Source organism: Lysinibacillus sp. PWR01 (assembly GCF_043359455.1).
In the GTDB taxonomy this organism is placed as follows: domain Bacteria; phylum Bacillota; class Bacilli; order Bacillales_A; family Planococcaceae; genus Lysinibacillus; species Lysinibacillus fusiformis_F.
Window position 1 is genome coordinate 1 of sequence record NZ_JBHERJ010000077.1, and the last position, 21,893, is coordinate 21,893.

The window sequence follows — 21,893 nt, forward strand, 5'->3', positions numbered from 1 at the left end:
TATTCACTACTCTTTATGAAGAGGTGTTGTCACGCATCACTTCTCTACCTTGAAAATAAGAGCCTATCCTCTCTCTAATACCACAGATAATGGGCTATTTTGTTCACTACTATTAGTATGAAAGAGGAAAAGACACTTTTGCAAAATGGTTGATTGGAGAGAAGCCAGCTTCACTCCTAGGGGATTAGCGTAACAGATGAGACCCTGGAGCGAACGTAAGTGAGTGAAGCGGCTCATCGGACGCCCCCTGGAAAGGACGCTGGCGGAACGGAAATCAACCTCCCACCTTGCTAAAAGGTCTTTTTCTGTTAGTGACACGATCTTTTTTCAACAACATGAGACCAATCTACTCAATGAATAGATTGGTCTTATACTTACGATATTTATTAATCAAATAGAGTACTTACAGATTTATTTTCATAAACGCGAGAGATAGCATCAGCCATTAGCTTAGCTACAGAAAGCTCCGTAATTTTTGGAGATTTTTTCTCGTCTGAAAGCTGAATTGTATTTGTCACCACTAATTCTTTAATAGCAGAGTTTTCAATACGTTCAATTGCTGGACCAGATAATACAGGGTGTGAACAGCAAGCGTAAACTTCTTTTGCACCAGCGGCACGTAACGCATCTGCCCCAATTGTAATTGTGCCTGCTGTATCAATAATATCATCAATTAAGATTGCCACTTTACCATCAACATTACCAACAATGTTCATCACTTCCGCAACATTTGGTTTCGGACGACGTTTGTCAATAATTGCAATCGGTGCTTTTAATCGTTCAGCCATTTTACGAGCACGTGTTACCCCACCATGATCTGGTGAAACAATAACGATTTCATCTCCTGGAATACCTTTAGATTTGAAGTAATCAGATAGTAATGGTACTGCCATTAAGTGGTCGATTAGGATATCGAAGAAACCTTGGATTTGAGGTGCGTGTAAATCTAATACGATAACACGTGTTGCACCAGCAGTCTCAAGTAGATTTGCCACTAATTTAGCTGTAATTGGCTCGCGCGCTTTTGCTTTACGATCTTGACGTGCATAACCATAATAAGGCATTACAACGTTTACTGTACGAGCAGATGCACGTTTAACTGCATCTACCATAATTAAAAGCTCCATTAAATGTTCGTTTACAGGTGCAGAAGTAGACTGCACGATAAACACATCACAACCTCGAATACTTTCTTCAATGCTAATTTGAATCTCTCCATCACTGAAGTGCTTAACAGAAGATTTACCTAATTCAACGCCCATTTCCTGCGCAATTTCTTGAGCTAATGGATTATTAGAATTAAGTGAAAATATTTTTAATTGTGAGTTTGCATAATGATACGGCATGATGGCCTCCTGTTTAGTTGATAATTATTTTGAATTTAATTTGCTTACATAATTCGGTTTGTTTTCTTGTCTTGCACGAGCTATTGCAAGTGCATCTTCAGGAACTTCTTTTGTAATTGTAGAACCTGCTGCAATAAATGAACCTTTTCCAACTTTCACTGGTGCTACTAAGTTAGTATTACATCCTACAAATACATCATCTTCAATAATCGTTTTGAACTTGTTTTTTCCATCATAGTTTACTGTAATGGAACCACAACCAATATTGACGTTACTGCCGATCTCGGCATCGCCAATATAACTTAAATGCGAAACTTTCGTGTCATTACCCAGCTTGCTTTTCTTCACTTCTACAAAGTTACCAATTTTCACATGACTACCGATGTCTGAAAGTGGTCGAATATGAGCAAATGGCCCAATAGCAGTATCCTCTGCAATAGCGCTTTCACGGACAACAGAAGAGTGTACAGTTGTGCGATCACCAACACGACTATCGATAATTTGAGTATTTGGCCCGATAATGCAATCTTCACCGATCACAGTAGCACCTTCAATCATTGAGCCTGGTTGAATCACAGTGTCACGCCCAATAACTGCATCTACACTAATATGCGTTGTTTCAGGATGAATAATTGTTACACCATTACGCATATGCTTCTCGTTGATTCTTGTACGCATTAAAGTCTCAGCTTGTGACAAAGCCACACGATCGTTAACACCTAACGTTTCTTCAAAATCATCAGTGACATATGCTTCAACAATATCACCTTGCTTTTGTAAAATTTCAATGACATCTGGTAAATAATATTCACCTTGAGCATTATCATTTTTCACAAGCTTCAATGTTTCAAATAATAATTTGTTATCAAAGCAGTATGTGCCAGTATTTATTTCTTTTACTAATTGTTGCTCTGCTGAAGCATCCTTTTGCTCAACAATTTGCTCGACCTGCCCGTTATCGCCACGTAAAATACGGCCATAGCCAGTTGGTTTTTCAGCAATTGCTGTTAAAATAGTTGCTTTAGCATTCTTCGCTTGATGATGTTCAAATAGAGCTTGCATCGTTTCAGGACGAATTAGTGGTGTATCTCCACATACAACTAATGTTGTACCTTCTTCATTACCTAAAATCGCCTCAACTTGTTGCACAGCGTGCGCTGTACCTAATTGTTCAGCCTGCAGTACATACTCACTCTTATCTCCAAGCTGTTGTTGCACTTTTTCAGCACCATGTCCGACTACCGTTACAATGCGATTCACATCTAACGTTTGAATATGATCCACCACATGTTGTACCATAGGTTTCCCACATACTGGATGGAGCACTTTATATAATTTGGACTTCATACGTGTACCTTGACCTGCAGCCAAAATGACAGCAAAAACATTGCTCATCTGTAAGTCCTCCAATACGCTCATTTTCTCTTATGACTATATAGCAAAATTCATCTATTTTCAAGGCATGTAGAGTTGACAAAAACATGAATTCCTAAATCCAATGCACCTTATGCTCGAATGTCATGAAGTATATCCTAAAATTGCTCATATTATCTTTTTATCAAAATAAAAAGAACCCTTCTAGCTAGAAGAGTTCTTCCTATCTTTTTTTACCATCAGTTTGTAACATATCCTTTAAAAGTAAGTTATTACCTTTCTATTACACACCGATTCCCTCTAATTCTTCCTCTTTACCGGTTTCCTCTACTTCACTAGAGTTATGATACTCGTTTAAAATGATTTCCTGAATTTTATTTCGAGTATCAGAATTAATTGGATGGGCAATATCTCTAAATTCCCCATCTGGTGTTCGTTTACTTGGCATAGCTACAAATAAACCAGTATTTCCATCAATTACACGAATATCGTGAACAACAAACTCATTGTCAAGTGTAATGGAAGCAATCGCACGCATGCGACCATCCGTCTGTACCCGACGTAATCTCACATCAGTAACTTCCATTTTCTCACCACCTCTCTTCTTGGATGCCTAAATGAAAATATCATATTCTCGATTACCGAATATTTTCCTTTTCATAGTCTATCAAATTTTCTAAAAAATTTGAATACTTATTAGAATAATATTTTTTCTTATATACGTAATTTTTGACAATTGTTTGTCGGCATAAAAAAACCCACTAAATAGAATAGAAATTCTCTTTAGTGAGCTTAGCAAGCTTCATTTATTTTACGATTGCGATTACTTCGATTTCAACTTTTACATCTTTCGGAAGACGGGCTACCTCTACAGCTGAACGAGCTGGTTTATGATCACCAAAATGACTTGCATAAACTTCATTCATCGCTACAAAATCGTTCATATCCTTCATAAAGACCGTTGTTTTCACAACATTATCTAAAGAAGTTCCAGCTTCCGCTAAAACTGCTTTTAAATTAGCAAAGACTTGATTTGTTTGTACAGTTATATCGCCTTCCACTAAATCACCTGTAGCTGTTAATGGAATTTGACCAGAGCTATAAAAAATCCCGTTAACAATGATACCTTGTGAATATGGTCCGATTGCTGCTGGTGCATTTGCTGTTGCTACTACTTTCATTTGTCATGTCCCCTTTTAGAAAAATAGTTACCTTCACTTAATGCAATTGTTCGATCTTTTTCATTAACTTCATGAAGCTTTACAAGTGAATAATAATCATCTACTAATGTTTCGTCTGCATGCTCAGCCTCCACAAGCACCGCAATGCCTGCTAGCTGACAGTCAAACTCTTCTAATAGATTTTTCATGCCATTCATAGTACCGCCGACCTTCATAAAGTCGTCTGTAATTAATACACGTTGTCCACTCTTCATGCTTCTTTTTGATAATACCATTGTCTGAATTCTTCTGGAAGAACCAGATACATAGTTAATGCTAACTGTAGAGCCTTCTGTTACTTTACTATCTCTTCTCACAACAACCACTGGTACATTTAAATGCCTTGCAATGGCATGGGCAATGGATATCCCTTTGGTTGCTACTGTCATTATGACATCGATTTGTTGATCTGCAAAGGCAGAAGCAAAGACCTTCCCTACGCGATTAATTAAATCTGGGTTTCCAAGCAAGTCTGTCATAAATAAGTAACCGCCTGGTAACAATCGATCTGAATGTTCTAGCTCTGCCTTTAAATCTTGAATCACTAAACGTACTTCTGCCTCGGACATTTTCGGAATATACTTTACTCCTCCTGCAGCACCCGGCACTGTTATCAATAACCCGATTCCTTTTTCTTCGAAAGTTTCTTTTACAATCGTTAAATCCTCACTAATGGATGACTTAGCAGATTGATATAGTTCTGAAAAATAAGTTAGCGGGATCAGCTGATGTGGATGTTCTAGTAAGTAGTACGTCATATCAACTAGTCGTTCACTACGTTTCCATTTCATGCGACCCTCTCCTAAACACGAATATTTATAGGTAAAATTAACACAAATTTGCGTTTCTAAGCAAGCGTATTTCGCTCACCTAAAATTCGTACTGCATAAACTTCCTCACAAAAACCACGTAAACCATTATAAATACGACTTACACGAGCTTCACTATCCACCAGCCCAAACACAGTCGGACCGCTTCCACTCATTAACGTAGCATCTGCCCCAAAGCGCTTCATTTGTTCCTTTAACATCACAACTTCTGGGTGTAACTTAAATGTTACAGTTTCCAAAACATTTCCTAATGAAGAACATAGTAGCTCATAATCTTTTGTCTCTATAGCTTGTATCATCTGCTGTGTATTTGGATGTTCCAATCCTTCAACCTTAAGACCCCCATATACTTCTGCTGTTGATACACCAATTTTAGGCTTAGCTAGTACAACCCAACAATTAGGTGGGGCTGATAATTCCTTTATTTTTTCGCCTCGTCCTGTAGCGAGTGCTGTACCTCCATAAACACAAAACGAAACATCCGAACCAATTTTAGCGCCAAGCTCCGCTATTTCATCTATTGATAAACCTAAATCCCACAGTTCATTTAACCCTTTTAATGTTGCAGCTGCATCACTACTGCCACCTGCGAGCCCTGCTGCGATGGGTATTTCCTTTTCAATCGTAATGGATACACCTTGTCTAATGCCGTATGTATCTTTTATGAGACGCGCTGCCTGATAAGCAAAATTGCGATGGTCATTTGGTACAAAATTATCTGTTGAAATTATTTGAATAACACCATCTTCTCGAGATTCAAGACTGATACGATCAGCTAAATCGACTGTTGTCATAACCATCTCCACTTCGTGAAAATTATCTGGTCTTTTATAAAGTACATCTAATGTTAAATTGATTTTTGCAGGCGCCTTTACATAAAGCATCTTTCTTCCTCCCTTATAGCTACACGTATAAACAGTTCTTTTTTTCGCGCAAGATTATTCATTTTATTTTACCATATTGAGAATACGAAAATGGAAAAAAAGAACCGTTTACCCTGTTCGGAGTAACGGCTCTCTCTCGTCAGTTGTATTTGTTGTGTCAGTAAGGATTTTCATCCCTGCTGAAGAAACGTTATAAGATGACTATTTTAGCAAAAACAGTCTACTTACGCTCTTGCTCACTACTTGCCCGTTCAGCCATTTCTATGGCACGTTTGACCATATTACCAGCATCACGAGCTTTTATGCCGCCCCAGCCTTCCTTTTGCACAACATCATAAAATCCAAGCTCTTTTGCGATCTCTTCTTTTAAACGAGGTGACATGATACCTTTTCTAGGCATATAAACTCCTCCTTTAACAACTGACGAATTTAGTATGCCCGTGAAAACGCAAAACACTCATGTATTTTTTAACATACATGAGTGTTTCTAAATATAGAAATAAGTACTAGAAACTATTTTGCGACAGCAGCCTTTGCTTCGTCTAAAAATGTAATCTCTACTGCTTCAGTTAAAATATCTGTGTAGCTATACGATACGCGCTTGCACGTATTGTCTTCTTGATCGAGTTCTACTACAAAGATGGCGCGATATGTCTCACGTAGTATCCCTGCACACTCAACCGTTTTCTTGCGACCACCGTTTGCTTTTAATTGCAAACGTTTACCCAAATGACAATCCAACGACTTTTTAATGTCCGCTAAAGTTTTTGGCATTTTCGCTTACACCTCACTAATTACAAGTATAAGCTAATGGCCCAAAAATGTCAACAAAATATAATATTTTATCAGCCTCTTATAAATCTTGTCAACTTATTTTTTATAAAAAAATATATATTTTTTTACATCTCCGAAAAAATGTTAACAAAAATTTTTACTTTGCAAAAACAGGATGCAGTGCATCAGCTAATTTTCCAAACTCTTGAATAGAAAGTGTTTCTCCACGACGAGTTGGCTCAATATGAGCTAGCTCTAATGCCTGTAAAATTTGATCCTTTTGTGCCTTTCCATTTGGTAAACCAGCTTGCAGGTTATTATAGATCGTTTTTCTTCGCTGTACGAAAGAGGCACGCGTTACAACAAATAGAAAATCCTCATCTATTACTTTTACTGGTGGTTCATCATGTTTGATAAGACGAATTACAGCGGAGTCGACATTAGGTTGTGGCATGAAAACTGTTTTTGGCACTGTCATAGCAATATCTGCCTTCACGTAATACTGAATCGCAATAGATAACGAACCATATTCCTTCGTTCCCGGCTTAGCCGTTATACGATCTGCCACCTCTTTTTGCATCATAACAACAAAACCACGGATTGGTAGTCGGTCATTGAGTAATTTCAATAAAATCGGCGTAGTGACGTAATATGGTAAATTGGCAACAACCATAATATCATCAATACCTGGCATCTCATCTGCAATTACCTTCGCAACATCTGCCTTAAGTATGTCAGAGTGGATGATAGACACATTATTATATGGACTAAGTGTATCTTCTAGTACAGGTAATAAACGTTGGTCGATTTCAAAGGAAACAACCTTTTTAGCGCTTCTTGCCAAATGCTCTGTTAATGCCCCAATACCAGGGCCAACTTCAATTGCACCACTATTCTCTGTTAAATTTGCGTGGCTTACTATATTTCGTAAAATGTTAGGATCAATTAAAAAGTTTTGCCCTAAGCTTTTTTTAAATGAAAAACCATATTTTTTTAGAATTTCTTGTGTTCGAATTGGTGTAGCAATATCCTTATGCATCATTTTCCTCCTGATCTACCTGTGCGATAGCCGCACCAAATTGCTCCTCTGTAATCTGAAACATCTTCAACCTTTTATGAAGTTGTTTACCGTTTGTAGCACCTATATTTAAGATTTCTCCTAGACGATCACGACGCTGCTTTGATTGTGGGTGTCCAATTAAACGCGCTGTCAATAAATCTTCCAGTGTAATAACCTCTTCGTTTAGTACATCATGAATAGGGGTATAGACATGTTGTAGTGCCTCACGTATATCATCGTCAGCAGCATGTTCGATACCTAACCCTTTACCGTTTTTGGCAATCGTTTTGGCTTTTGGTAAAAAAGCATGCTTCACCCCTTGTACACGCTCCTCAATAATGGCGCGTATTCGACGTCCTGGGTAGTCAGGATCTGTAAATACAATAACACCACGCTTTTCTTGGGCATGCTGAATTCGTTTCAACGTTTCTTCAGAAATCGCAGATCCATTTGTTTCTATAGTATCTGCTTGCACAGCACGTTTAATAGCCGTCGTATCGTCTTTTCCTTCAACAACAATAATTTCTTTAATTTGCAAAAAGGCCCCTCTTTTCTATCTACCTTATCTTCTGACCATTTTACAACTGCTCTATATGATTTGTACAGGAATACAAGGTACAGACAGCTTATCTTACAAAATCATTTGCTAAAAATAATAAAGAAGCTTTCCCGCCAGTCAAAACAGGAAAGCTCCATTTGTGAAAAAACATTTTGATTAATTTTACAATTTTTCTAATTTAATACTTTAATGCGCACTTTCTTACGTCCCCAGTTACGTGCTTGGGCATCTGTTTGTACAAGTATGTCAATCTTATTACCCTTAATTGACCCACCAGTATCCCCAGCAATAGCTGTACCATAGCCTTCAACCCAAACCTTTGATCCTAACTTAATAACAGAAGGGTCAACTGCTATCACCTTCAAGCCTGAATTTGAACGTAAGTTTATACCAGTTGCTGATGTACCAGTACAACCGTTGCAATATGGTGTATAAGCTGTTGCTGTTACATAAAATTCTTTACCGCTAGCAGGCTCTGCAGAACCACGTGATACAGTTGCTGCGCTTGCAACAATTGTTTTTGTGCCAACTGCAACGACTTGTTTCTTCGGCTCTTTTAAAACTTTCTCAGATTGTAGATTTTTTGCTACAACATTACCATTTTCTTTGATAACTTCATACGTACGAGAAATCGATCCCTTCTCGCCTGTTGCTACTACTTTTTGTTTCCCCTTTTGCAATGAAGCATCCTGCTTCTTTTCAACTGCGAAATCTAAAGAGTCTTCCACTACATCGATAACCTTTTCTACGCGAACTACTGTGATTTTACTCTCCGGAGTAATAACGTTCTCCAGGTTATTTTCGACACGATCGAATTCATTTAGCTGAATTCCTTGTTGTTTTAAAAAGTTAGCGACCGTAGTCGAAGTGGACCATACTTGTCTTTTATTTACGCCATCGACAAGCGCTACTTGAAACGCTTTTTGAATATCGATTTTGTTTTCTGCTCCTAGTTCAGTATCTAGACCTTGCGCTAAAGAGTCGTGCTCAGATACTTTAATATTTGCTTCCTTCAAAATGTCCTTCACAAGTGTTTCAGTTGTCCAAACTTTTGACTGATTTCCATCAACTGAAATAGTTACTTCTTTTGCCTGTTCCCATGTAATTGCTAATCCATTCACAATTTTGGTGTTCAGAGAGGGTGATATTTTGTCATGCTCTGCTATATCTATATTTTGACTTTGTAATAATTGTTCTACAGTTTTGGCATGTGTGGATACTTCGATTGTTTCTCCATTTGCTTCAAGCTTAACGGCTTTTTTCGTACCTTGATAAAGCACGAAAGAGATTACAGATACAAACAGGACAAGTGAAATAATTCTTATCACTGTTTGCTTACTCCTCAATGATCCTAAGAACAAGTTTTTCATGGAATTATTTGACATGAAAAAACGCCTCCTTAATACAAGGTTGGATTATACGGACTAGTTTTGGCACTGTCAACCCGAAAGTATTTCTCTGAAAATTGACTTCTTGTTTTTTGCCAACCACAAACCCTGTATTGGAGGCATCTAAGCTAGTTAATTGTCAATCCCAAAAAAAATTTTCGCATTGGCTGTAGTTGCTTGTGCAATTTCCTCAATTGTCAACCCTTTCAAACGTGCGATTTCCTCAGCAACTAAAGGCACGAAAGCGGGTTCATTACGCTTACCTCGATGTGGATGTGGAGCTAAATAAGGAGCGTCTGTTTCAATCATCAGGTGCTCTAGAGGTATTTCTGTAGCCACTTCCTTTGGTAGTCTTGCATTTTTAAATGTTACTGGCCCCCCAAGACTAATCATAAAATTCATAGCTATACATTCACGTGCTGTTTCTACACTCCCACTAAAGCAGTGCATGACACCCCCTACAGAAGCCGCATTTTCTTCACGCAAAATTTGTACAACATCACCTGTTGCATCCCTATTATGAATAATGATTGGCAAATTGATCTTTTGAGCTAATTGAATTTGCTTGCGAAAAAGTGCTTGTTGAACATCTTTTGGTGACTTATCCCAATAGTAGTCCAATCCAATTTCACCAATGCCAACTATTTTTGGATGTGATGCTAATTCCTCAATCCACTCTAAATCTTGTTGAGTACAATCAATGGCGTCTACTGGATGCCAACCAATGACACCATAAACAAAGTCATATTGCTCTATTAGTTGCATTGTTCTCTCAATGGTTTTACGGTCAAAACCAATGACCACCATTCTCTCTACTTTCGCTTCAAGGGCTCTATCAATCACCTCTTGGAGGTCTTCCTCATACTGGTCTGCGTTTAAATGTACGTGCGTATCAATATACATTTTCATTCTCCTAACATAGATTTTATTAAAATTTATTATTTCATATTTTTCGTAAGCATTACATTTTCGTTACAAACTATTTGGTATTGTGACATTCCACTTAATCGACAATACCCAAAATAGTTCTTTAAACCTATAAATTCACATCTTTCACGCGATATAAATTATTTCAAAATAATTTAATTCCAATTTCCCTAACGGATTTGAAAAGCCTGCTGAATAATTCATATTCAGCAGGCCTTTCTTAAGATCATTACTTTACTTTTGCACCATTTTCAAGTTTAGGATCAACAGATGCTAATTTTAAAATTCCATCTTTTTCACCAGCCAAAATCATTCCTTGTGATAATTCACCACGTAATTTTACTGGTTTTAAATTTGCTACGACAATCACTTTTTGACCGATTAAATCATCTGGTGTATAGAATTTCGCAATACCTGAAACTACTTGACGTTGCTCATATCCTAGATCAACTTGAAGCTTTAATAATTTATCCGCTTTCGGAACTGTTTCACATGCAGTCACAGTCGCTACACGCAAATCAATTTTCATAAAATCATCAATAGCAATTTCAGGAATTTCTGGGTTTTCGTCAGTCTTTGTAGCCTTTTTACTTTCTTCCTCCTGTGGTGTTTTCACAGAACCACGCATTTCCTCTCGAATATAAGCAATTTCAACCTCATTTTCCAAGCGTGGGAAAATAGGTATCCCTTTTTCTACCACTTTAATGTTTGCTGGAATAGTATTGCCGAATGTTTCAATTGTATCCCATGCTAAGAATTTGTCATCTAAACCTAACTGATCGATCATACGTTTCGGGGTTGTTGTCATAAATGGTTGTAACATGACAGCAATTTGGTGTAAGCTCTCTGCCAAATTTCGCATAACAGCACCTAATTTTGGTTTATCGGACTCTTCTTTTGCCAACACCCAAGGTTGTGTCTCATCGATATATTTATTAGTACGTGACACCAATGTCCATAAGTCAGCAAGAACGACACTAAATTGCATTTTTTCCATACTTTCTTCATATTTAATACGTACCGACTCAGCTTGCTCTTTTAACGCAGCATCAAATTCTGTCGGTTGAAGATTTTCTGTCGGAATAACACCATCAAAATATTTATTAATCATTGAAATAGTACGATTTAATAAATTTCCTAAGTCATTCGCCAAATCAAAGTTTGTGCGTTCTATAAATGATTCTGGTGAAAATACACCATCAGAGCCAAATGGTAATTCACGTAATAGGAAATAACGTGTCGCATCTAGGCCATAACGCTCGATTAACATTTCTGGATAAATAACATTGCCTTTTGATTTAGACATTTTACCGTCTTTCATCATAATAAAACCATGAGCAAATACTTTTTTTGGTAATGGTAAATCTAATGCCATTAAGAAGATTGGCCAATAAATCGTGTGGAAACGAACAATATCCTTCCCAACTACATGTACATCTGCTGGCCAATATTTATTGAATAGTGATTCATCCTCTGATAGATATCCTAAGGCTGTAATATAATTCGTTAATGCATCAACCCATACATAAATGACATGCTTTGGATCTCCTGGTACTTTAATACCCCAGTCGAAGGATGTTCTTGATACAGATAAATCTTCTAGCCCCGGTTTAATGAAGTTGTTAATCATTTCATTTTTTCGCGACTCTGGCTCAATGAATTCAAGGTTCTCTTCATAATAAGCTAATAAGCGATCCGCATATTTCTTCATATTAAAGAAGTACGATTCTTCTTTTACTTTGTGCACTGGGCGACCACAATCTGGACAGTTCCCGTCAACTAATTGAGTCTCTGTAAAGAATGATTCACATGGTGTACAGTACCAGCCTTCATATTCACCTTTATAAATATCACCATTATCTAAAAACTTTTGGAAAATCTTTTCGACAGCTTTCGTATGTCGCTCCTGCGTTGTTTGAATAAAGTCATCATAAGAAATATCCATTAAACCCCAAAGTTTTTTCGCAGCATCTGCGATTTCATTTACATAATCTTGAGGATGTTTGCCCGCTTCTGCTGCTTTTTCTTGAATTTTTTGACCGTGTTCGTCCATTCCTGTTAAAAAGCGTACATCATACCCTTGTAAACGCTTATAGCGCGCAATAGTATCAGATGCTACTGTTGTATATGCCGTACCAATATGAAATTTCCCACTTGGATAGTAAATGGGTGTTGTTATATAGAATGTTTTTTGTTGTTCACTCACAAGAACTGCCTCCATTGTTTTACAATATACTTTCTATTCTAACGAAGTACGAAATTCGTTTCAATGAAAGTTTATCAAACGCGAAAATTGTCGAATAATATATCTAATCCATTAAATGACTTAAATAAGAACCTTTTTTACTATAAACAAAAATATTTATTAAAAACCTTTTAAAAAAATTAAAATACCTGCATTCTTCTCAAAAAATTTTTTTAAAAACCATAATATTAGTGCATTAATTAATTGACGTTTATGGCATTACTTGGTATGATAACTATCAGACAAAGAAATAATGTCGAAATTTGACGAAATACCAATATAACTTTTATAAATTAGGAGGAAATCTATTATGAAATCAACAGGGATTGTTCGTAAAGTCGATGAGTTAGGTCGTGTAGTAATTCCTATCGAGTTACGCCGTACGCTAGGTATTGCTGAAAAGGACGCTTTAGAAATCTATGTGGATGACGATAAAATCATCTTAAAAAAATATATGCCTAATATGACATGTGCTGTTACTGGTGAAGTTTCAGATGATAACTTCCGTCTAGTTGGAGGCAAATTAATTTTAAGTCCAGAAGGCGCTGAAATGTTAGTTAAAGAAATTCAATCTAACTTAAAAAAATAAGTGATTACTCACCTAAATCAAAAACAGTGATTTAGGTGTTTTTGTTTATATACAATTTAATATACCCAAAATCTAGAACCCTTATAATGTCCATGTCAGACCTTTCCTCTTAAGGTTACTATTATTTACAATTATTATCAATTTAAAATTATGTCTCAAAATCATTACATTTCAACTTTTTAAGTTATGATGACTAACTAAAAATAAAGAGCTACCCTACTAAGGTAACTCTTTACTATTATTCACTATGATATTCATTATAAACATCTCGTTTTGCCACTTTTCTTAGCTTAGCTACTTCCTTAATGGCTTCTTTTGAAGTGATATTGGATTGATTGATAATAAAATCAACATGTTCAACTATAGACATGTTTTGCCAATAGGCTTCTTCATGTTCTTCCTCTTCTACAGAGCTATTGCCTTCAAGGACAATGCAAAACTCTCCTCGTATTTCCTCTGTTTGTGACCATTCTACAGCTTCGGCCAATGTACCTCGTAAAAATTCTTCAAATTTCTTTGTTAGCTCTCGAGCTAAAACAATGCGACGGTCCCCGAGTATAGCTTCCATATCTTTTAATGTATCCTTTAAGCGATGTGGTGCCTCATATAATAAAATCGTTTCTTGGCGTTTTTTTAATTGCTCTAATTGCTGGCGACGTTCCTTTTTCCCGCGGTTCAAAAATCCATAAAAGAAAAATGGCTGTGGCGACAACCCAGATGCAATTAACGCTGAAATCGCTGCATTAGGACCTGGCACTGGTACGACAGAAAAGTTTTGAGCAATTGCTTTTTCGACTATATCGGCACCTGGATCAGAAATACAAGGTAAACCTGCATCACTTACTAATGCGATTGTTTTTCCTTCTTGTAGCAATGTTAATAATTTTTCTCCACCTACGGCTAAATTATGCTCATGGTAGCTTATTAGTGGTGTTTCAATCTCGAAATAGTTACACAGCTTTTTTGTGTTTCTAGTATCTTCTGCAGCGATAATATCGGCTTCTTTTAAAATGCGAAGTGCACGCACGCTCATATCCTCTAGATTACCAATAGGTGTTCCTACCAGATATAAACAACCTGTCTGATCGTGTATTGTACTTTTTTGTGATTTCACGATTCACCCCTCCTTATATAATTAATTTTCTGTGATCTTGTTAATTGCTTAAAAGCATATTCCGCACGCATTGCTTCTTGCTTTGTCTCAAATATTTCTTTATAAATACATTTCACTGGACCTCTAGCTCTTGTATATTTTGCTCCTTTACCAGCGTTATGTACAGCAACACGTTTTTCTATATTATTTGTATACCCTGCATAAAGCGTTTGATCAGCACACTCTAACACATAAAAGTAGTGACTACTGCTCTTTTCCATACAGAATGTCTCTCACTTCTGCCGTGTATTCATTATTGGCATCATAGACATACAACGGCGGCAGAATTTTTAAATCTGGCTTTCCATCTTTGATTCCTTCTATTAATAATGTATTGGCCTCTTTCCCTTCCTTCGGATAAATAAGCTGCATCCGTTTAGGCTCTAAGCGATTTGCTCGCATAGCTGTAACAATATCTAATAATCGCCCTGGACGATGGACAAATGCCGCCTTGCCACCCTGCTTTAATAATTTACTTGCTGATTGAATCGCTTCTTCTAATGTTAAATATAGTTCATGTCTTGCAATGGCATGATGCTCACTAAGATTTTTATCACTTGCTTCATGTGCTAAAAAATAGGGTGGATTGCAGGTAACCGCATCATACTTTTCAATGCCTAATTGTTTCGGTATTTCTTTTACATCTCCAAGAATCATTTGAATTTGCTGTTCTAGTTGATTGTAACGGATACTTCTCTCTGCCATATCAAATAAACGTGACTGAATCTCTACTCCCGTTATTTGTCCCTTTGTACGTGCACTTAAAAAGAGAGGAATTACACCATTTCCTGAGCATAAATCAACAATTTTTCCCTTATGATAAGGAATATTAACAAACTTTGAAAGCAACACTGCATCCAATGAGAATGAAAAGACAGAGGGGCTTTGAATAATACGTAAATTTTCAGCCAACAAATAATCTAGTCGTTCGTCACCTTTTAACCATTTTTCCATGCTTCTTCCTCCTACGCTACAAAACAAAAGACTGACACCACCGTAGCGGGAATCAGCCTTCTATTACACATTTTGTTTATTTAAAAATGATAGACAAAACAGACAATCCTCACCTTTACGGGAACTTCCAAAATGAACATGACAAACATGGAAGCCCTCCTGGTAGAGGCGAGCTAAGTTATCATATCCCTCACCAATATCTAGCGGACTCTCTTTCTTTACTTCAGCAGCTTGTACGGAGTTTGTATTAGAAAGTAGTTCTTCTAGACGTGTTCGTAGGTGATGATTTTCTGTCTCAAGCGCCTTATGCTCTTCCATCATTAACGCTACAAATTGTTTCAATGCACCAAATTGCTCCTGCATTGCTTCGAGCTGTTGTTCGAACTCCATAACGGTATCTAAGAAATTACGGTCCTTCACCCAAGCCACCTCGTTAAATTCTCTATCTTAAATAAGATTTTTTTCGCCTGCTAGCAGTTCTTCTAGTGTATACTCAACTGTGCGTTCCTGCTCGTGTAAATATACTTGAATAATTCTTTCCAGCACATTTAGCCCTACTACTTTTCCACGGCCATCTGGTGTCATTGTTATCTCACCAACATCTGGCATGCCCTCTTTTGCTTCTTCATATTCATCATTTTCATACTTTAAGCAACACATTAACCGTCCACAAAGACCAGATATTTTTGAGGGATTTAATGATAAGTTTTGATCTTTAGCCATCTTGATAGAAACTGGCTCAAAATCACCTAAAAATGTGGAGCAACAAAGCATTCTTCCGCATGGACCAATGCCACCTAATAGCTTTGCTTCATCACGCACACCGATTTGGCGAAGCTCAATACGCGTTCTAAAAACTGAGGCTAAATCTTTTACTAGATCCCTGAAGTCAACTCGTCCTTCAGCTGTAAAGTAAAAAATAATTTTATTACGATCAAATGTATATTCAACATCTACAAGTTTCATTTCTAAATTATGCTCTATAATTTTAGTACTAGCGAGTTCAAATGCACGTTTCGATTCGGCTGCATTTTCCTCTACTTGTATACGATCACGATCATCCGCTGGTCTAAGTACTTGTTTAAGTGGTAATACAACATCATTATCACCCACTACTTTTTGAGGGACAACTACCTTTCCATACTCTACACCGCGGGCTGTCTCTACAATGACATATTGACTATCTTCTAGTAGAAATGATGCCGGATCAAAATAATATATTTTACCCGCCTTTTTAAAGCGGACTCCTACTACATTATACAAATGTATATCCCTCCTGCAGATTTAGCATTAACTGCTCCATCAATAACGTCCTATTCATGTTACGCTGTAAAGAGGAGCGCGCTTGTAAAATAGATTCCATCTGATTTGATAATCTTTCATAAGTGGAATATAGCGCAACTTCTTTAAATAGTGGTAACATGTCTGGATAAGTACAAGCTGCCTCGGGATTAGCTTTTATTGACACTATATCACGGTAAGCAAATAGTAGTAAATCCAATGCTTGCTCCATCTCGCTTTTTTCTTTAAAGTGAGGCAACCACTCTTCATGCACAATAAGCATTGCTTCGTGTACATTTTGCCGAATGGCCTCTACTAATTTTAACACTGTTTTTCGAGCGAGTGCAAACTGCTCATCATTCGCTAAAAATATAGCCGTTTCGAGCTCATTTGTCATCATGCTTACTGTTGAAGCCATTGAATGTGAAATATTATTTTCCTGTAAATGCTTCAACAAAATATGACGTGGCATTTTTTGAAATTTGATATGTTGGCAACGAGAACGGATAGTTGGAAGTATTGACTGCATTTGCTCTGTTAGTAATATGGCAGTTACCTCTCCATCTGGTTCCTCTAAAAATTTAAGTATCATATTGGCAGAGGCTGTATTAAGACGGTCTGCATGATGAAGCACATAAATCTTACGTCCCTCTTCTACACCCATCATTTTCATTTCTCCAATGAGTTCTCGCATTTGATCAATTTTTATGAATTGACCATCAGGATAAATTTGATGAATATTTGGATGATTTCCCGAATCTACACGTTTGCAATTTCGACATGTTTCACATGGAACATTTCCACTTGGTTGCTCACATAACATTAATTTGACAAAAAAGTACATAATATCTACCTTGCCTGTCCCTTTTTCGCCATCAAAAATATATGCATGTGCTAATCTATTCTTGTCAAAAATCGTTTGAAGTTGCTTCATTACGACTGGTTGTAGTGTGAGTAGCTCTTCAACATTCTTGGCCATACATTTAAATTCCTTCCTGTGTCTATAACAAAAAGTGCGACTTTCTTGCACTCTTACTTTTTGTAAAGAAACATTACAGTGGTTCTACTTTAGTGGCAAGTTGCCAACTTAACATTTGAAAAAAGCCCGCGCCTATATGAGAACGAGACACGGGTTTTACATATATAAATTAATTAGTAAGCCTTTAATCTCACCGATTTTATCAAGGAGATCTATTGCTTCTTTTTCTTCATCTAAGAGATCCTGTGCAAGTTCGACAAGACGTGTATCAATGGTTTCAATGATTTTTAAACGTCTTCCTTCACCAAAACGATTCCAGGTATGTGATTGTTTTAACTCCATACCATGTTCTACTGTCTCTTGTAGAAATCGTTTAACAAGCATTTTAAACCTAGCAAGTTCTCGTAAATTACGTGATCTAGCAACTCGGTCACCTGCAGTAGATATATCCCCTAACAAACGTGTTAGTTGTTCTGTTTGCAGCTTATTACCTTGCTTGACGACCATATCTCCAAATCGGTTATTTTGATTATTATTTTGTAGTGGCTCTTTGCGATTTGTATTTAATCCGACACGTATATCTTGATTAATCTTCAAGCTGGTTTCGCCCCCACAATTTTTATCTATTTCTCCTAGGCATAATCGCTTTTAAATAACTATTAGTTTTTTTAAAATGTCTAATAGTAGCTAATAATCAATAATTCAGCTTCGGAGGCTACTTTTTAAAAATGATGGAATTGTTCAATCGGTAAAACAAATACAGTAGCTCCTCCTACCTCAACCTCCACAGGGTAAGGTATATAGGAATCAGCATTTCCTCCTAACGGAGAAACTGGTGCAACCATTTGCTCTCTTGCTCGACAATTATCCCGAATAATATCTAAAAGTTTGGGTATGAGAGAGTCTTCAGTTCCTATAAGAAACGTCGTATTTCCTGAACGTAAAAATCCTCCTGTGCTCGCTAATTTAGTTGCGCGAAACTGATTTTTCGTTAAAGCATTTGATAAGCGGCTGCTATCCTGATCTTGCACTACAGCTACGACTAACTTCATTCGCACTCACCCCTTTTATAAAATTCACCTAGATAGATTTCAATACTATTCCTAAGCATTAGCTTATAAACATTTATCTTGATTCAGTAGATGTTTAAACACCCGTTGAATATAGGGAACACCATCATGTTGCCCGCCTACACAATGCAGGTTAGTTAATCTAAAAACTAGATCTGCGTGGAAGCGAAGCGTCAGCGGCAATTGCGCTCCGACGTAATGGGATACTCTCACAAATGATGTTATCCTAGTGAAGATAAATTAATGGATAGTATCATTATATCACATTGTTGTAGACAACTTCATGCTTTTACTGCATTGCTTCCAATAATAATAACCATACATCTTCCACAACATTCTCAATATCTTGGTCTGCGTTGACCACACGTATTCGTTCTGGGTACTGCTCTACTAGTTGTAAATATCCTTCACGCACCTTCTGATGAAACGACAAGCTTTCAACGTCTAAGCGGTTTACTTCCCGATTGCCAGTTGCATGAATACGTGCTAAGCCTACCTCTGGTGCAAGATCAAATAATATAGTCACGTCAGGCAATTTTTTCCCAATAGCGAACTCATTAATAGAAAGCACTTCATCGACACCAATTCCTCTTGCATATCCTTGATAGGCTAAAGATGAATCGATAAAACGGTCACATATAACCAACTTCCCGGCATCTAAAGCAGGTCGTACTTTTTCAAAATAATGCTGGCTTCTTGCTGCAGCATATAATAATGCTTCTGTTCGTTCGTCCATAGCTGTATGCGCAGGATTCAAGATGATGGTTCTTATTTTTTCTGCAATCTCAATTCCACCGGGTTCTCTTGTTGCCAGAACTTCAATATTTTTTTCTGTTAATCGCTTTGCTATCATTTGAATGACCGTTGTTTTTCCTGCTCCCTCGGGACCTTCGAATGTAATAAATAAATTGCTATTCATGCTGTTATTGCCTCCAACTATTTAATGACCTGAATCATTTTTTCTGCTAAACGATGATTCCCTTGGAATGTCGCACCTGCTGCTAATAGCTCTTCCAATTGACTTAATTTAGCTACTGTTATTCTTTCTCCTGGCACTAACAATGGTATACCAGGTGGATAAGGTATAATCATATTTGCTGAAATCCGGCCCATTGTACGCATATATGGTAACCATTCTTTATTTAATGATGCAACCTCATTAAAGGTATAGATAGGCTCAGTAATCGGTACAAAATGATAGGCTGTATGAGAAGCCGTTATGCTATCGGTTTTAGCTGTGTTTAATAGCATAGTTATAGCCTCTTTTATACGAATTCTGATTTCAGCAAATGGGTAGGTATGTCCTTGCTTCAGCAAAGGTAACACAAATAAGACCTGATTCGCATCTGCCAGCTCCCCATAAACATGCTTCGCCTCTAATGCCTCTTGTAATTGAAAACCACTATAACCATTAACACGTAACAATACTTTAAGTGGATCATCTACTTCAATTACTTCCAATGAACCAATCGAACGTAATGCTTCAATCCATTGATTCTTTTTTTCTATTATATATGCCCCATCACTCTCCATATATGTCTGTACATAATAGCGAGCATCATCTAATGAAGCTAATAATAAATAAGATGGGCTACTAGATTGTAACATGCGTAAATAATGATGTATTTTGTCAGCCGCTATCAATTCCGACTTAACATGCATAAAAGAAGCCATCGTCATAGCTGGTAGAGTCTTATGCGCTGATTGTACAACAATGTCTGCTCCAAATGACAATGCGGATGGCTGAAATAAAGTACATGCATTAAAATGAGCGCCATGTGCTTCATCCACCAATACAGGTATTCCTTTTTCATGACAATAAGCAATTTGCTGCTGTATTTCATTAGAAGTCATCCCATAATAAGTAGGATATGTCAGAACAACTGCTTTCGCCTCTGAATAATTTTCTACTGCTTCTTTTAAATCTCTATAAGTCACATGTGTCGCCGATAATGTTCGTTCATCCCATAGCGGTGACACAAATATTGGCTTAGCCCCAACAAGTTCAATGGCATGGAAAATTGATTTATGTGCATTACGCTGAACAATAATCGTATCGCCCTTGTTACAAGTAGCATATATCATTGCTAAATTTCCAACAGTAGAACCTCCTACTAGAAAGAAACTCTTCGTTGCTCCATATGTATCTGCCAATAAATTTTCTGCTTCTAATATCATTTCCTCAGGGTAATGTAGATCATCTAAACCTGATAATTCAGTTACATCATAACGCATTACATCTTTAAATGCTTGTGGAAGGTGGGACAGTTCGCCATGCTTATGACCTGGGACATGAAAAGAAATATTTTGTTGTTGTCGAAAACGTTCTAACCCTTCAATAATTGGCTTTTTCTTTTGCAAAACAAACACCCATTTTCGTTAGATTCTCCTTTAATTATACGAAATTATAAGGAGATAAAAAAGCTATCCCTCGACAAGGTCATCCATTTTTATTTAATAAACAAATATTTTCAATAAAATATCTTATTATCAACCATGACATCTTGGTGTCATTACTGCTGACACTGTGCTCAAAAATAAAACAAGTATATTCACTCTTTCTTATAAGGAGAAAGTCTTCTATGCCTTAACCATCTCTTTCTGTACAAGTAATATTTGCTGAATCAAAATAAACCGATTATTACAGGTGACAGTAATAATCGGTTCTCCAACTCTTTTCATATCACTATTCTTTTGCCACTTGAAGAGCCATTGCTTCCACTAATTGCTCGACTAGGCGAGGTACAAAATTATCTAATACTGGATTCATCATTCCCGCTAAAAATCCACTTGCTTTCATTGTTAAAATACCAGTCAGTTGAGGTGATTCACCTTGATTTTGTTTTATTTCAAAAGAACCATCACCATTTATCGGATCAGATAAACCCTCTAAATCAAATAGTACTTGGTGAGCATCTGATTTTTTTATTTTAAGTTCTACTTTAACCGCTTTTTGAATAATGCCAAAATCACCTTGGAAGACCCAAATCATATCATTTTCATTTAGTATTTCGTGATGTAAATAACCTGGTATTAAAACAGCCCATTGTTCTCTATTTTGAATAAAATTCTCTAATTTTTCTTTCTGTATATTGATTTCCTTATTACATTGTCCTGTTGCCACTCCAGTGCACCCCTTTGTTTATTTTAATCACTCTATTAAACTTTAACATTTTATAGGATTCTAAATAAACAAAAAAACCACTGATTTCTCAGTGGTTGCTTTTTTGCCTAGCGACGTCCTACTCTCACAGGGGGAA

At 36.9% G+C, this 21,893-nt stretch carries 25 protein-coding genes; 1 reads left to right on the forward strand and 24 read right to left on the reverse strand.

The annotated features are described in order from the left end of the window. Positions 1-386 precede the first annotated feature (386 nt). From ACEVFT_RS16920 to metG, 13 genes are all read right to left on the reverse strand, one after another. On the reverse strand, positions 387-1,346 hold the full coding sequence (locus tag ACEVFT_RS16920; protein WP_004229183.1) for a ribose-phosphate diphosphokinase: 960 nt from the start codon (positions 1,344-1,346) through the stop codon (positions 387-389). A 24-nt stretch (positions 1,347-1,370) separates the two neighbouring features. Further along, the gene (gene glmU / locus ACEVFT_RS16925; protein WP_393950817.1) at positions 1,371-2,741 is read right to left on the reverse strand and encodes a bifunctional UDP-N-acetylglucosamine diphosphorylase/glucosamine-1-phosphate N-acetyltransferase GlmU; all 1,371 of its coding nucleotides are present in this window, start codon (positions 2,739-2,741) and stop codon (positions 1,371-1,373) included. Between the two features lie 262 nt (positions 2,742-3,003). Further along, positions 3,004-3,306 carry a septation regulator SpoVG gene (gene spoVG, locus ACEVFT_RS16930; RefSeq protein ID WP_205446356.1) on the reverse strand — a complete coding sequence of 101 codons (303 nt, stop codon included), beginning with the start codon at positions 3,304-3,306 and terminating at the stop codon, positions 3,004-3,006. A 220-nt stretch (positions 3,307-3,526) separates the two neighbouring features. After that, on the reverse strand, positions 3,527-3,901 hold the full coding sequence (locus tag ACEVFT_RS16935) for a RidA family protein (protein ID WP_393950818.1): 375 nt from the start codon (positions 3,899-3,901) through the stop codon (positions 3,527-3,529). Continuing rightward, a complete protein-coding gene (purR, locus tag ACEVFT_RS16940) occupies positions 3,898-4,731 on the reverse strand; it encodes a pur operon repressor (RefSeq protein ID WP_205446354.1) in 834 nt (277 codons plus the stop codon). The genes ACEVFT_RS16935 and purR overlap by 4 nt, the downstream gene beginning before the upstream one ends. A gap of 56 nt (positions 4,732-4,787) precedes the next feature. Further along, positions 4,788-5,654 carry a 4-(cytidine 5'-diphospho)-2-C-methyl-D-erythritol kinase gene (gene ispE / locus ACEVFT_RS16945; protein ID WP_205446353.1) on the reverse strand — a complete coding sequence of 289 codons (867 nt, stop codon included), beginning with the start codon at positions 5,652-5,654 and terminating at the stop codon, positions 4,788-4,790. 220 nt (positions 5,655-5,874) lie between these two features. Beyond that, positions 5,875-6,054 (reverse strand): small, acid-soluble spore protein, alpha/beta type, encoded by a 180-nt coding sequence (locus tag ACEVFT_RS16950; protein WP_004229193.1) that lies wholly within the window; start codon positions 6,052-6,054, stop codon positions 5,875-5,877. A gap of 113 nt (positions 6,055-6,167) precedes the next feature. After that, positions 6,168-6,428, reverse strand: a complete 261-nt coding sequence (gene veg, locus ACEVFT_RS16955) for a biofilm formation stimulator Veg (protein WP_004229199.1) — start codon at positions 6,426-6,428, stop codon at positions 6,168-6,170. A gap of 157 nt (positions 6,429-6,585) precedes the next feature. Next, positions 6,586-7,467 (reverse strand): 16S rRNA (adenine(1518)-N(6)/adenine(1519)-N(6))-dimethyltransferase RsmA, encoded by an 882-nt coding sequence (gene rsmA, locus ACEVFT_RS16960; protein ID WP_205446352.1) that lies wholly within the window; start codon positions 7,465-7,467, stop codon positions 6,586-6,588. Continuing rightward, the gene (rnmV, locus tag ACEVFT_RS16965; protein ID WP_393950819.1) at positions 7,460-8,026 is read right to left on the reverse strand and encodes a ribonuclease M5; all 567 of its coding nucleotides are present in this window, start codon (positions 8,024-8,026) and stop codon (positions 7,460-7,462) included. Before rnmV ends, rsmA begins: the two co-directional genes overlap by 8 nt. A gap of 194 nt (positions 8,027-8,220) precedes the next feature. Beyond that, a complete protein-coding gene (locus ACEVFT_RS16970; RefSeq protein WP_342442131.1) occupies positions 8,221-9,432 on the reverse strand; it encodes a resuscitation-promoting factor in 1,212 nt (403 codons plus the stop codon). Between the two features lie 135 nt (positions 9,433-9,567). Continuing rightward, the gene (locus tag ACEVFT_RS16975) at positions 9,568-10,338 is read right to left on the reverse strand and encodes a TatD family hydrolase (RefSeq protein WP_393950820.1); all 771 of its coding nucleotides are present in this window, start codon (positions 10,336-10,338) and stop codon (positions 9,568-9,570) included. Between the two features lie 253 nt (positions 10,339-10,591). Then, on the reverse strand, positions 10,592-12,583 hold the full coding sequence (gene metG / locus ACEVFT_RS16980; RefSeq protein WP_393950821.1) for a methionine--tRNA ligase: 1,992 nt from the start codon (positions 12,581-12,583) through the stop codon (positions 10,592-10,594). Between the two features lie 334 nt (positions 12,584-12,917). Between metG and ACEVFT_RS16985 the strand changes: the two genes are divergently transcribed. Beyond that, complete coding sequence (locus ACEVFT_RS16985) at positions 12,918-13,196, forward strand: transition state genes transcriptional regulator AbrB (protein WP_004229214.1); 279 nt, start codon at positions 12,918-12,920, stop codon at positions 13,194-13,196. A gap of 238 nt (positions 13,197-13,434) precedes the next feature. On the opposite strand, the gene rsmI is transcribed toward ACEVFT_RS16985, so the two are convergent. The 11 genes from rsmI to ACEVFT_RS17040 form a co-directional block, all read right to left on the reverse strand. Continuing rightward, positions 13,435-14,310 carry a 16S rRNA (cytidine(1402)-2'-O)-methyltransferase gene (rsmI, locus tag ACEVFT_RS16990; RefSeq protein ID WP_342442129.1) on the reverse strand — a complete coding sequence of 292 codons (876 nt, stop codon included), beginning with the start codon at positions 14,308-14,310 and terminating at the stop codon, positions 13,435-13,437. Then, entirely contained in the window at positions 14,307-14,570 is a 264-nt protein-coding gene (locus ACEVFT_RS16995; RefSeq protein ID WP_342533685.1) for a GIY-YIG nuclease family protein, read from the reverse strand. Before ACEVFT_RS16995 ends, rsmI begins: the two co-directional genes overlap by 4 nt. Continuing rightward, positions 14,554-15,303: a tRNA1(Val) (adenine(37)-N6)-methyltransferase gene (locus ACEVFT_RS17000; protein ID WP_205446345.1), complete on the reverse strand. Its 750-nt coding sequence runs from the start codon at positions 15,301-15,303 to the stop codon at positions 14,554-14,556. The genes ACEVFT_RS16995 and ACEVFT_RS17000 overlap by 17 nt, the downstream gene beginning before the upstream one ends. A gap of 63 nt (positions 15,304-15,366) precedes the next feature. Then, on the reverse strand, positions 15,367-15,723 hold the full coding sequence (gene yabA / locus ACEVFT_RS17005) for a DNA replication initiation control protein YabA (RefSeq protein ID WP_004229222.1): 357 nt from the start codon (positions 15,721-15,723) through the stop codon (positions 15,367-15,369). Positions 15,724-15,750: 27 nt separating this feature from the next. Further along, on the reverse strand, positions 15,751-16,566 hold the full coding sequence (locus ACEVFT_RS17010) for a PSP1 domain-containing protein (RefSeq protein ID WP_205446344.1): 816 nt from the start codon (positions 16,564-16,566) through the stop codon (positions 15,751-15,753). After that, the gene (gene holB / locus ACEVFT_RS17015) at positions 16,559-17,563 is read right to left on the reverse strand and encodes a DNA polymerase III subunit delta' (protein ID WP_393950822.1); all 1,005 of its coding nucleotides are present in this window, start codon (positions 17,561-17,563) and stop codon (positions 16,559-16,561) included. Before holB ends, ACEVFT_RS17010 begins: the two co-directional genes overlap by 8 nt. A gap of 156 nt (positions 17,564-17,719) precedes the next feature. Continuing rightward, positions 17,720-18,160: a YaaR family protein gene (locus tag ACEVFT_RS17020; RefSeq protein WP_004229228.1), complete on the reverse strand. Its 441-nt coding sequence runs from the start codon at positions 18,158-18,160 to the stop codon at positions 17,720-17,722. Positions 18,161-18,285: 125 nt separating this feature from the next. Beyond that, positions 18,286-18,615 (reverse strand): cyclic-di-AMP receptor, encoded by a 330-nt coding sequence (locus ACEVFT_RS17025; protein WP_004229230.1) that lies wholly within the window; start codon positions 18,613-18,615, stop codon positions 18,286-18,288. Positions 18,616-18,922: 307 nt separating this feature from the next. Next, complete coding sequence (tmk, locus tag ACEVFT_RS17030; RefSeq protein WP_205446342.1) at positions 18,923-19,552, reverse strand: dTMP kinase; 630 nt, start codon at positions 19,550-19,552, stop codon at positions 18,923-18,925. A 17-nt stretch (positions 19,553-19,569) separates the two neighbouring features. After that, positions 19,570-20,994 carry an aminotransferase class I/II-fold pyridoxal phosphate-dependent enzyme gene (locus ACEVFT_RS17035; protein ID WP_446721578.1) on the reverse strand — a complete coding sequence of 475 codons (1,425 nt, stop codon included), beginning with the start codon at positions 20,992-20,994 and terminating at the stop codon, positions 19,570-19,572. Between the two features lie 325 nt (positions 20,995-21,319). Then, the gene (locus ACEVFT_RS17040; protein ID WP_393950823.1) at positions 21,320-21,757 is read right to left on the reverse strand and encodes an SRPBCC family protein; all 438 of its coding nucleotides are present in this window, start codon (positions 21,755-21,757) and stop codon (positions 21,320-21,322) included. Between the last annotated feature and the right edge of the window lie 136 nt (positions 21,758-21,893).